The sequence below is a fragment of the Amycolatopsis sp. NBC_01307 genome (assembly GCF_035975215.1).
Classification (GTDB): Bacteria; Actinomycetota; Actinomycetes; order Mycobacteriales; family Pseudonocardiaceae; genus Amycolatopsis.
The window spans coordinates 1532020-1543965 of record NZ_CP108403.1 but is presented as its reverse complement, the minus strand read 5'-3'; the positions used below and the strand labels follow the sequence as shown (position 1 = coordinate 1543965).

General features: G+C 73.6%; 9 protein-coding genes. All 9 read right to left on the bottom strand.

Features of this window, described 5'->3' with window-relative positions:
* Positions 1 to 13 precede the first annotated feature (13 nt).
* Positions 14 to 1576, bottom strand: coding sequence for a DNA polymerase Y family protein (locus tag OG439_RS06520; protein ID WP_326948446.1), 1563 nt, complete (start codon positions 1574 to 1576; stop codon positions 14 to 16).
* A gap of 831 nt (positions 1577 to 2407) precedes the next feature.
* Complete coding sequence (locus OG439_RS06515) at positions 2408 to 3106, bottom strand: hypothetical protein (protein ID WP_326948445.1); 699 nt, start codon at positions 3104 to 3106, stop codon at positions 2408 to 2410.
* Between the two features lie 132 nt (positions 3107 to 3238).
* Complete coding sequence (locus OG439_RS06510) at positions 3239 to 3787, bottom strand: cysteine hydrolase family protein (protein ID WP_326948444.1); 549 nt, start codon at positions 3785 to 3787, stop codon at positions 3239 to 3241.
* Positions 3788 to 3817: 30 nt separating this feature from the next.
* Positions 3818 to 5248 carry an MFS transporter gene (locus tag OG439_RS06505; protein WP_326948443.1) on the bottom strand — a complete coding sequence of 477 codons (1431 nt, stop codon included), beginning with the start codon at positions 5246 to 5248 and terminating at the stop codon, positions 3818 to 3820.
* Positions 5241 to 5681, bottom strand: a complete 441-nt coding sequence (locus tag OG439_RS06500) for a MarR family winged helix-turn-helix transcriptional regulator (protein WP_326948442.1) — start codon at positions 5679 to 5681, stop codon at positions 5241 to 5243. The genes OG439_RS06505 and OG439_RS06500 overlap by 8 nt, the downstream gene beginning before the upstream one ends.
* Positions 5682 to 5920: 239 nt before the next feature.
* Positions 5921 to 8149 carry a glycoside hydrolase family 3 N-terminal domain-containing protein gene (locus tag OG439_RS06495; RefSeq protein ID WP_326948441.1) on the bottom strand — a complete coding sequence of 743 codons (2229 nt, stop codon included), beginning with the start codon at positions 8147 to 8149 and terminating at the stop codon, positions 5921 to 5923.
* A 132-nt stretch (positions 8150 to 8281) separates the two neighbouring features.
* Positions 8282 to 9646 (bottom strand): NAD-dependent succinate-semialdehyde dehydrogenase, encoded by a 1365-nt coding sequence (locus tag OG439_RS06490; RefSeq protein ID WP_326948440.1) that lies wholly within the window; start codon positions 9644 to 9646, stop codon positions 8282 to 8284.
* Positions 9647 to 9798: 152 nt separating this feature from the next.
* A complete protein-coding gene (locus OG439_RS06485; protein WP_326948439.1) occupies positions 9799 to 10197 on the bottom strand; it encodes an STAS domain-containing protein in 399 nt (132 codons plus the stop codon).
* A gap of 148 nt (positions 10198 to 10345) precedes the next feature.
* Positions 10346 to 11944 carry a GAF domain-containing sensor histidine kinase gene (locus OG439_RS06480; protein WP_326948438.1) on the bottom strand — a complete coding sequence of 533 codons (1599 nt, stop codon included), beginning with the start codon at positions 11942 to 11944 and terminating at the stop codon, positions 10346 to 10348.
* Positions 11945 to 11946 lie beyond the last annotated feature (2 nt).

Here is an 11946-nt window from a genome sequence, read left to right as displayed (position 1 = left end):
CCGCCGGGCTCAGTCAGTCGTAGCTGCCCTCGACCGTCCACTGTGGAGTGCCGCCGACGGTGACGGTCAGCAGCAGGGCGACCTCGTCGGTCTCGTCCTCGACCACCACCTGCAGCCGCGCCAGGCGGCGGCCTCCGGTCGTCAGCGCCGGGTGGTGCAGCCATGGGCCGGCCCAGGCGAGTACCGGCCGCGGGGATCGGCCCTCGACGGCGACGGTTGCCGGCGGGGCGGTCAGCTCGCCGCGATCGGTGCAGGCGACGACGGCGCCGCGGTCGTCCAGCACCCGGGCCGGGTGGGCCGCGAGGACGGCCGGGGACGGCGCCGGCAGCCGTCCCGGCCAGGGCGCGTCCGGCGAAACCGGCGTCCGCGGGTCGCCCCACGGGATGAGCCGCACGCGCTCGGCGGGGCCGCGGCCGCCGTCCAGCAGCGGGGTGACGACGGCGTCCGGGCCGAGCAGGCCCTGGATCCGGACCAGCGCGCGGGCCGCGCGTTCGGCCGCGTCGGCGTCCCGGCCCATCGACCCGAGCTGCAGCTGCAACGCCTGCCCACCGACGACCTCCTCCGGGTCGAGGCGCAGCCGGACGATCCCGGCGGTGGGCCGGCCGTCGCGGGCGGTGAGCCAGCCTTCGCACTGCCACCGCACGCGGTCCGCCGTCGCCCGCGCGGTCAGCGGCTCGGCGCAACGCCAGACGCGGACCCGTTCCTCGCCCGCCTCCGTCACGGCCACGATCGCCAGCCGCGTGCACGCCATCCCGTGCCGCGCCAGCCCGGCGAAGAACCGCTCCCCCAGCGTCTTCGCGACGAACGCGGCCTCGTCGACGCGTTCCAGCGGGTGCTCGAACTCCTCGGTGATCGACAGCTCCGGCGGCAGGGCCCGCCGCAGCGGCGGCCGCTCCGACAGCCCGCGCGCCAGCCGGTGCGCGGTGATCGCGTCGCGCGGGAAGCGGCCCGCGACGTCCCGCTCGGTCAGCGCGGCGAACGCGCCGAGCGTCCGCAGCCCGAGCCGCTTGAGCAGGCCGACCAGCTCGCCGCGGTCGTCGCCGGGCTGGTTCAGCTCGGCGATCGACAGCGGCGCCAGGAACGCGGCCGCCCCGCCGGCCGGCACGAGCGCGGAGCGGCGGGCGGCCAGCGTCGCGGCGAAGAGGCCGTCGGAGATCCCGACCTGACACTCCACGCCGGCGTTCGCCGACACCTCGTCGAGCAGCAGCTCGGCCAGGGCCTCCTCGCCGCCGAAGTACCCGGCCGCGCCGGTGACGGGCACCGCGACGATCCCCGGCCGCACGACCTCCACGCCCACGGCCTGCCCCTCGACGGCGGCGGCGACCGGCTCGAACAGCCGCGCGTCCCGTTCCGGATCGTGCTGGTGCACCGCGAGATCCGGGCAGCGGGACTGCGCGTCGCGGCGGCGCATCCCCCGCACGACGCCGTGCTGCCGCGCGACCGCGGAACAGGCGACGACCCGGTTGGCGGAGAACACCGCGGCCGGCGCGAGGGGCGGCGTCCCCACGACGGCCCCGGCGGCGACAACCGGCCAGTCCGGGCACCACAGCACCAGCAACCGCGGCGCATCACTCACCCGGCGGCCACCGGAACGCCGCGACCCGATCCCGAGCGGCACCCGCGACCGTCGAACCGCCGCGCACCAGCCCGGTCGGGACGCCATCCGAACCCGGCCGAGTGACCTGGCCGCGCGGTCGGTGTCCGAGCCTCGCCAACCCACTCGCCGAGCGGCCTCGGTGCGCGCGATCGCTTGGCTACCAAAGAAACCCCGCAAAACGGCCGGGTCGCGCACCGCCTGCACCGGCGATCACTTGGCTTCGGCAGCGCATCACTCACCGCGCACTCGTTTGGTCTCCGCCGAAACCCCGCACAACGGCCCGGCCGCACACCGCCCGCCCCACAACCCCAGCGATCATCTGGCTGCAGCCGCGCACCACACACCGCGCACTCGCTTGGCCGCCAACAAAACCCCGCACAACGACCTGGCCACGCACCGCCCACCCCGCAACCCCGGCGATCACCTGGCTGCGGCAGCGCAGCACTCACCGCGCGATCGCTTGGTCGCCAACAACACACCGCACACCGGCCCGGCCACGCACCGCCCGCCCCGCAACCCCGACGACCACTCGGCCGCGCACCACTCACCGCGCATTCGCTAGGCCACCAACGAAACACCGCACCGGGCGCGCGGCAGGCCACCCCGTTCACCTGGCCACCTCGACCAGCCGCCACCTCGCCGGGGGCTCGCCCGGTGCGACCGCGCACTCGTCTGGTCTCCACCGACACACCGCACACCGGCCCAGCCGCACACCGCGGCGACCACTTGAGTGCAGCAGCGCACCACTCACCGCGCACTCGCTAGGTCGCCAACGAAACACCGCACCGGGCGCGCGGCAGGTCACCCCGCTCACCCGGCCACCTCGACCAGCCGTCGTCCGGCCGGGGGCTCGCCCGGCGCGATCGCGCCTCCGGGGCCCGGCAGTTGCAGCGCCACCGTCTGCGGGCGGGCCGCCGCGCCGCGGCCTTGGCTGGTTGCCGTGATGTCGCGTGCCCGTAGGTGGCCGTGGCCGTCCGTGGTGGCTCCTCGCCAGTGGCGCCGGGAGACGCGCAGTTCGAGGTCCACGCTCGGCCAGGGGCCGGCCGCCAGCAGGACCGCGCCTCGGTTGCGGACCCGGCCCGCCAGGCGGCGGGCCACCTGGGGTTGGACGCCGCGGGCGACCGCTGGGCCGACCACCACCAGGTCGAACCCGTCCACCAGGGCCGACAGCACCGCGACCACCTCGGCGCCGGGCCGGGGCACCAGCGCGATCCGGTCGAGGTCGACGCCGAGTTCCGCGGCCGCCGCCAGGCCGAGGTCCGGCAGCCCGGCCACCGCCGCCCACGAGCCGGCCCGCGTCGCCTCGGCCAGCAGCGCCAGCACCAGTGACGTCGACCCCGCGACCGACACCGTGCTGCCGCGCCGCAAGCCGCCGGCCGGGAACAGGCCGGCGAGCGCCGGGGTCAGCGGCAGAGATTCACCCGGCTGGGTGACGTCCGGATGCGGCTCGCGCAGCTGCGAAGCCACCCGGACGCCGGGGATGGACGTGAGCGCTTCCGGTACCGCCACCGCCGCTCACCTCCAGCACCACGAACCCGTACCGGAGACACCCGCAAGGGACCCGCGGGCGAACCCAGGACAACTATCGAACACCTGTTCGCATCCTGCGAGACGGCAGCGGCCACTGTCAAGTCGAGCGCGTCAGGAGAGACTTTCGGCCCACTCCCCGACCGTCGCGACGTCGCCGCGGCGGGCGAAGAGCTGCGTGACGAGGACGTCGTGCAGCTCGGGGCTGGGGTCGACGCACGCGTCGGACAGCACCGTGACGCCGTAGTCGAGGTCGGCGGCCTGCAGCGCGGTGGACAGGACGATGCCGCTGGTGGCGATCCCGGTCAGGACGAGGTGGCCGATGTCCTGGGCGCCGAGGATCTGGTGCAGGTTGTTGCCGGCGAACGCGCTGACGCGGTTCTTGTACACGACGATCTCGCCGTCGAGGGGCGCGACGCCGGGGTGGATGGCCGCGCCCTCGTCGGCCGCGGTGTACTTGCCGGCGGGCACGGCGCCGAACATCCGGTTGCGCGGGTGGACGTCGGCGTGGTCCGGCCGCAGCCGGAGCGCGACGTGGATCACCGGGACGTCGTGACCGCGCGCCGTTTCCAGCGCCCGCGCGGCGCGCGGCAGGTAGCCGTCCGGGACGCGCGCGAGGTGGGTGTTCTGGAGGTCCATGGCGAGCAGGGCGGTGCGGGACAAGGTCGGGCCTTTCTTGCTGGACAAGGGGAATCAGACGTGGCGCAGGCCGCGGTCGGCGACCGTGATCAGCAGGAACAGGACGCCGGCCCCGAGCATCACCCAGGCCAGGGTGTGCATGCCCGCGGTACTCGCGTGCGGGCCGAAGGCCACCGCCGTCGTGGCAGAGGCGACCATCGAACCGACGTAGGCGAAGGTGCGCAGCAGCCCGGCCGACGAGCCGGTGCGCTCGGGATCGGCCTGGTGGTACACGGAGTTCTGCAGCGCCAGGCTGACCGCGCCCTGCGGGATGCCGAAGACCACGGCGATCAGCAGCAGCATCCACAGTGGACTCTCGCCGGTGAGCATCAGCATCAGCACGCAGGCGGCGATCTGCGCCAGCGCGCCGGCCAGGAGCTTGCCCCGCACGCCCCGGCGCCGGCCGGTGGTGATCGAAATGACGATCGCCACCAGGAACATCGGGATCTGCACCAGCCCGGCGTAGAACGGCGAGAGCCCGAAGCCCTCCTCCGTCCACTGCGTGAAGCCGTAGAGGAAGGCGTAGGAGACGATGTAGGCGACCAGCGCGCGCCCGTAGGTGGCCAGCAGCGGCGCGTTGCCACCCAGCACCCGCAGGTCGATGAACGGGATCGCCGCCCGCAGCTCCCGCACGGCGAAGGCGGCACCGGCCGCGACGGCGAGCACCAGCAAGTACCAGCTGCTCAACCGCAGGTTCATCAGGAACAGCAGCAGCGCCACCAGCATCACGGCGAACAGGCCCATGCCCGGCAGGTCGAGCCGGGCGGTCCAACGTTCCCGCGTGGACGTCTCCCGCGCGCGGGGCAGCCGCAGCAGGCCCAGCACGACCGCCGCCGCGGCCAGCGGCACGTTGAGCGCGAAGGTGGCGCGCCACCCGCCGAGGCCGATCAGCAGGCCGCCCAGCAGCGGGCCGATGACGGCGATGGTCTGGTTGGCCACGGCCAGCGCCGTCAGCACGCCGGCGGGGTTGTCCTCCCCGGTGCGCTCGGCTTCGCTGCGCAGCAACGCCATCGCGGCCGGGTAGCCGGCGCACGTGCCGAAGCCGAGCAGCACCCGCGCCGCGATCAGCACGCCGAGGCCCGGGGCCACGGTCCCGATGACACCCGCGACGCCGACCAGGCTCGTGCTGATCAGGAAGAGCTTGCGCGGGCCGAAGATGTCGATCAGCCGGCCCACGATCGGCTGGCCGAGCGCCGTGGCCAGGTACAGGGCCGAGACGAGCCACGCGGTCTGCGAGGGCGGGGCGCCGAGCGCCGCGCCGATCGGGACGAGCGCGACGGCCATGATCGTGGAGTTGACGGGGTTCAGGATCGACCCCAGCAGCATCGGCGGGATCAGCCCGCGGTCGAAGCCGGTCTTCGCGGCTTCCGTGGTCCGGTCGTCCGTGGTCCGGTCGTCCGTGGTCCGGTCGTCCGTGGTCCGGTCGCTCACGGTCCGGTCACTCATGGACGAGCCGATCCAGCACGGCCATCGCGGCCAGGACGGTCTGCCGTTCCTCCTCCGTGCACTCCTCCTGCAGCCGCGCGGCGAGCCACTCGCCACGAGCCTGCCGGCCCGCCTCGACGTGCCGGCGCCCCTTGGCCGTGACGGTGACCAGCAGGCGGCGGCCGTCCCGGGGGTCCGGCCGCCGCTTGACGAGGCCGAGGTCGAGCAGCGCGGCGACCGTCGAGGTCATCGACTGGTGCCGCACCCCGTCCGCCGCGGCGAGGTCGCTGGTGGTGCGGCCGTCGCTGTCGGCCAGCCTGGTCAGCACCGTGGCCTGCGACAGCGTGACGTCACCGGGATCCGAGGCGCCGGCGATGCCCCGCCGCAGCCGCCGGATGACGGCGCGGACCCGCTGTGACGCCTCGACGGCCGACGGAGACAGTTGATCACCCATGCCCGTCACCGTAACCGCGGCAGCGGGAAATGTACAGTCAGGCTGTACAGTTACCTGTATGTCTCGCCGGTCACACCGGCGGACCGAACCCGTCGTCCCTCACGTGATCGAAGACGTGATTCGCGTGATCGGAGACGGAACTCGCGTGATCAGGACCGGATCCGACGTGATGGGGGCCGGAACTCGTGAGTTCCGGCCCCCATCACGCGAGTTACGTGCCCAGTCACGCGAGTTACGGGTCACACCACCGTGACGCTCGACGTCAGGGTGGCGGCCGAGCTGGTGCCGACGTAGACCTCGATCTTGCCCGGCTCCACCCGGAACTTGGCCGCGTTGTCGTAGAAGCCGACGTCTTCGGGGGTGAGGGTGAACGTGACCGTCGTCGACGCGCCCGCGGGCAGCGTCACCCGCTGGAAGCCGCGCAGCCGGCGGACCGGCTGGACGATCGAGGCGACCGGGTCGCGCACGTACAGCTGGACGACCTCGTCGCCGGCGCGGCCGCCCGTGTTGGTCACCTTGGCGCTCACCTGGATCCGGCCGCCGCGGGCCGGCAGCCGGGTGTCCGACAGGCGCAGGCCGTCGACGCGGAACGTCGTGTACGACAGGCCGAAACCGAACTCGTAGAGCGGGCCGGACTCCAGGTCGAGGTACTTGGACGTGTACTTGTTCGCCGGGTCGGCCGGGCGACCGGTGTTCTCGTGGTTGTAGTAGATCGGGATCTGCCCGACCGCGCGCGGGAAGCTCACCGGCAGCTTGCCGCCCGGGTTCACGGTGCCGAACAGGACGTCCGCGACCGCGTTGCCGCCCTGCACGCCCGGCGCCCACGCCTCGAGGATGGCGGGCGCGTTGTCGTGCAGGTACGGGATCGTCAGCGGCCGGCCGTTGACCAGCACCACCACGAACGGCTTCCCGGTGTCCTTGATCGCGGCCACCAGCTGCTGCTGGACGCCCGGCAGGTCGATGTTGCTGCGCGCCGCCGCTTCACCGCTCATCGCGGCCGTCTCGCCGACGACCACGACGGTGACGTCGGCCGCACGGGCCGCCTGCTGCGCGGCGGCGAACCCGCCGGTGTCGGTCCCTTCGACGGCGCAGCCGGCGGTGAACGTCACCGCCGCCCCGGGTGCCGCGGCCTTGATCCCGTCGACCACGGTCACCGGCGGTGTCGTGGCCGCGCCGGTGCCGAGGCCCGACCAGGTGCCGTTGAGGTCGTAGGTCGCGTTGCCCAGCGGGCCGACGACGGCGACCGAGCCGACGGTCTTCGCCAGCGGCAGCACCGGGCCGTCGTTCTTGAGCAGCACCATGCACCGCCCGGCCGCCTGCCGTGACGCGGCGAGCGCGGCCGGCGACGGCGCCTTGACCTCGACGGCTTCGTCGGCGTACGGCCGTTCGAACAGGCCCAGCTTGACCTTGACCAGCAGGATCCGGCGGACGGCGTCGTCGATCTGGTCGCGCGTGATCCGCCGCTGCGCCAGCAGCTGCTGGCCGTACTGCACGTAGTTCGTGCTGACCATCTCCATGTCGACACCGGCCGGCAGCGCGGCCGCCGCGGCGTCGGCGCCGTCACCGGCGAGCCCGTGCAGGATCAGCTCCTGGACGCCGGTGTAGTCGCTGACGACGAACCCGCGGAAACCGTAGGCGCCCTTGAGGACGTCGTGCAGGACGTAACCGTTGCCGTGCGCGGGGACACCGCTGATGGTGTTGAAACTGGCCATCACTGTCGCCACACCGGCTTCGACGGACGCCTTGAACGGCGGGAGGTAGAAGTTGTGCAGCCGCTGCAGCGAAACGTCGACGGTGTTGTAGTCGCGCCCGCCTTCGGCCCCGCCGTAGGCGACGAAGTGCTTGGCGCAGGCGGCGAGGCGGTCCGGCGACGAGTAGTCGTCACCCTGGTAACCGCGGACCTTCGAGACGGCGAGTTTCGTGGCCAGGTAAGGGTCTTCGCCGTACCCCTCGGCGATGCGGCCCCAGCGCGGCTCGTGGGTGACGTCCATCATCGGCGCGTACGTCCAGTGGATGCCGCTGCGCCGGGCCTCCTTCGCCGACACCGACGCGTCCGCGCCCGCCACGGCGGGGTCGAAGCTCGACCCCTGGGCCAGCGGGATCGGAAAGTTGGTGGTGTAACCGTGGATGACGTCCAGGCCGAAGATCAGCGGGATCCGCAGCCGGGTCTGTTCGACGGCGATGTGCTGCAGCGCGTTGAGCTTCGCCGCGCCGACCACCGAGAAGACGCCGCCGAGCTGACCGGTCGCCAGCGCCGTGCGCGCGTCGGTCTCGTTGCCGAGCAGCTGCAGCTGGCCGAGCTTCTCGGCGAGGGTCATCTTCTTGAGCAGACCCTCGACACGGTCGTTGCGCTCCGGCCGGGCGGCGACGGGATCGGCGGCGGCGGGTGGCGCGAGCAGGCTGCTCGACGCGACACCACTGGCGGCGAGGAGGCCGCCGACCCCGGCGAGCAGGCTGCGCCGGTTCACTCCGTCTGTCGTGGTCGGACGATCGGTCTGTTCCATGGCGGGGACCCTTTCGCGAGCGAAACCGGCCAATCAGGATAGACACGTTCCCGCCCGCCCGGGCGCGTCAATTCGGCCGGTCGCCGCGACCGCGGGTCAGGCGATCCAGACCGTCTTGGCGTTGACGAACGTCCGCGGCCCGAACGACGCCAATTCGCGGCCGTACCCGGAGTTCTTGGCGCCGCCGAACGGGACTTCCGGCGTGGACTGGGTGAACTCGTTGAGGTACATCATCCCGGTCTCGACCTCGGTCACGAACCGCTCCTGCTCCCCCGGGTCCGCCGTCCACGCGCTGCCGCCGAGGCCGAACGGCGAGTCGTTGGCGACGCGGATGGCGTCGTCGACGTCGCGGACCCGCCAGATCAGCGCCACCGGGCCGAAGAACTCCTCGTGGTGGCCCGGCGAGCCGTCCGGGATGTCGGCCAGCACGGTCGGCGGGTAGTAGTGGCCCGGGCCGTCCAGGGGTTTCCCGCCGGTGAGCAGCCGGGCGCCGGCCTGGACGGTGTCGCTCACCTGCTGGTGGATCGTCTCGACGGCGTCGGCCGAGGACAGCGGGCCGAGGTCGGTGTCGTCCTTCATCGGGTCGCCGACCGTCAGCGCCGCCATCTTCTCGGTGAACTTCCGGGTGAACTCCTCGGCGACGTCCTCGTGGACGATGAACCGCTTGGCGTTGACGCAGGACTGGCCGTTGTTCAGCGTCCGCGAGCCGACGCCGGCTTCGACGGCTTTGTCCAGGTCCGCCGAGGGCATCACGATGAAGGCGTCGGCGCCGCCCAGTTCGAGCACGCTCGCCTTGACGTTGCGGCCCGCGGCCGCCCCGACCTCACGGCCCGCCGGCTCGCTGCCGGTCAGCGTCACCGCGCGGACGCGCTCGTCGCCGATCACGGCCTCGATCGCCGAGGACGGCACGAGCAGCGTCTGGAACACGCCCTCGGGGAAACCGGCGCGGCGCAGGACGTCTTCGATCGCCAGCGCGCACTGCGGGACGTTCGACGCGTGCTTGAGCAGGCCCACGTTGCCCGCCATCAGCGCCGGCGCGGCGAACCGGAAGACCTGCCAGTACGGGAAGTTCCACGGCATCACGGCGAGCACCGGCCCGAGCGGCTCGTACCGGGTGAAGACCTTCGCGCCCTCGACCGGCCAGGGTTCGTCGGCGAGCATCTCCGCGCCGTGGTCGGCGTACCAGCGACAGCCCTTCGCCGACTTCTGCACCTCGGCGACGGCGGCGGCGTGGGTCTTCCCCATCTCGAGCGTCGCGAGGCGGCCCAGCTCGTCCGCCTCGGCCTCGAGGATGTCCGCGGCCCGGCGCAGCAGCGCGGCGCGGTCGCCGAACGACGTCTTCCGGTAAGCGCGGAAGGCCTCCGCGGCGAGCGCCAGCTTGCCGTCCAGCTGCTCCTCGGTGAGCGCGTCGAACTCCCGGACCCGCTCGCCCGTCGCCGGGTTGACCGTCGCGATGGCCACAGTGCACTCCTCGCTCGTCGAAAGATCGTTCTCCGAAGATCGTCGAGCTTCGCGTACCCGCGCGAGGAGCACGGGAAACGCCGGTCACCCGGCGTGGCGTCCACCTCGCGCACCTGCTCCGCGAGCGGCAATACCCGGCCGCCTGACCGGCGTTACCCGGTGACGTCGGCGGTGCCCAGCACCGCCAGCCACTCCCGGGCGGCGGCGAGGCTGTGCTGCACCTGCAGGAGGTGGTCCAGCCCGAGCACGGCGATCGGGCGCAGGACCGCGCGCTGGTCGCTGACGAGCACGCACGGGATGCCGGCCGCGTGCGCGTCGGCCGAGGTCGTGAGCAGCACGCGCAGGACGCGCGCCGAGCAGAAGGCCACCCGGCTCAGGTCGATGACCAGCGCCTGCGGCCGCAGGGCGACCTCGTCGGCGAGGCGGCCGAGCAGGTGCTCGGCGACACCGCCGTCGAGATCACCGGTAGCGGCCACGACCGTCGAGTCGTAGGTGGTCGTCACGGTGAGCGTCGAAGTGCTGCGGTGGAAGCGGTCCAGGGGATCGCGCATGATGGCTGTCACCTCCGTGGCGGACGGCGACTCCGCGGACCGAGCCGTCGCCGCGAGGCCGGTGCGGGGGCACCGGCGAATGGGACAACGGCTACTCGGCTGAACCGTGGACATCCGGGATGTACCCGGATCGGGTGAGCTTCAAGCATCACGAACGCCCGGGCAGCGGCACCGCCCACACGACCCGGGTGCCGCCTTCGGCCGGGCGCTCCACGCGGAAGGACCCGCCCGCTTCCGCCGCGCGCTGCTCGAGGTTGCGCAACCCGCTGCGCGCCACGGCTTCCGGCATCCCGATCCCGGTGTCGGAGACCTCGACGACCAGGTCGCCGTCCAGGGACACGGTGATCGTCAGCTCGGCGGCGCGCGCGTGCCGCAGGACGTTGCTGACGGCCTCGCGGACGACGGCCTCCGCGTGCTCGGCCAAGGCCGCGGGCACCCGGTCGAACGCGCCCGAGAGCCGCACGGTGGTGCGGATCGCGGAGTCGGCCGTCGTGTCGGTGATCGCGTCCTGCAGCCGCGCCCGCAGGCCCCGCACGGCGCCCGGTTCGGCGTGCAGGTCGAAGATCGCGCCGCGGATCTCCTCGATGACGTCCTGGAGCTGGTCGATGTGCTGGGTGAGCCGGACGACGACCGCGGGCGAGTCCGTGCGGCGGCGGGTGCCCTCGATGCCGAGGCCGACCGCGAACAGCCGCTGGATGACCTGGTCGTGCAGGTCGCGGGCGATCCGGTCGCGGTCGACGACGACGTCGAGCTCGCGGCGGGCGGCCTGGCTCTCGGCGTCGCGCAGGGCGAGGGCGGCCTGGTCGGCGAAGGCGGAGACGATCTGGAGCTCGTGCTCGTCGAACGTCGCCGCCCCGGGCGCGCGGATCGCCAGGAGCACCCCGGCGGTGGACTCCCCCGACCGCAGCCGCACCGCCAGCGCCGGCCCGAGGTCGACGCCCAGGCCGTCGGCCAGGTCGAACGCCAGGCTCGGCACGCTGCGCGGCACGTGGTCGGCCAGCACCGCGCCGGACGTCGACCCGTCGAGCGGGATCCGGCGGCCGGTCAGGGCGTCGGCGTCCGGGCCGGCGCACACCGTGACGACGAGGGCGCCGCCGACGTCGGCGGGCAGCGCGATGAGCGCGTCGTCGGCGCCGGTGAGCTCGACCGCCCGGCTCGCGATCAGGCGCAGCACCTCGTGGACGTCGGTGCCGCCCAGCAGCTCGGCGGCGATCTCCCCGGTGGCCTCCAGCCACCGCTGCCGGCTGCGGGTCTGCTCGTGGAGCCGCGCGTTGTCGACGGCGATCCCGGCCGCCGCCGCGAGCGCCACGATCGCCCGTTCGTCGTCGGCGGTGAACGGCCGCTCGCCGCTCAGGTACAGCCGGCCGAGCACCTCGCCGCGGACGAGGAGGGGGACGCCGAGGAAGGTCCGCATCGCCGGGTGCCCCGGCGGGAACCCGGCGGTGCCCAGGTCGGCCCGGCGCACCGGATCCCGGCCCGCCACGAGCGCGCCGAGCAGCCCGTGGCCGGCGGGCGGCGGGCCGATCCGGTCGCGGGTGGCGTCGTCGACGCCGGTGACGGCGAACCCGGTCGTCCGGCCGTCCTCGTCGAGCAGGGCGAGGGCGCCGTACCGGGCGTCGACCAGCCCGGCCGCAGCCGCCACGATCCGGCGCAGCGTGGTCTCGAGCTCCAGCCCGGCGGAGAACGCGAGGACGGCCGCCGGCAGCGCGGCCATCCGGTCCCGGCCCGACACACTTCGTTCGGGCATGC

Coding starts and splice junctions, on each gene's coding strand:
- OG439_RS06500 (WP_326948442.1), bottom strand. CDS start 5,681: ATGGGTGATCAACTGTCTCCGTCGGCCGTCGAGGCGTCACAGCGGGTC.
- OG439_RS06485 (WP_326948439.1), bottom strand. CDS start 10,197: ATGCGCGATCCCCTGGACCGCTTCCACCGCAGCACTTCGACGCTCACC.
- OG439_RS06480 (WP_326948438.1), bottom strand. CDS start 11,944: ATGCCCGAACGAAGTGTGTCGGGCCGGGACCGGATGGCCGCGCTGCCG.
- OG439_RS06505 (WP_326948443.1), bottom strand. CDS start 5,248: ATGAGTGACCGGACCGTGAGCGACCGGACCACGGACGACCGGACCACG.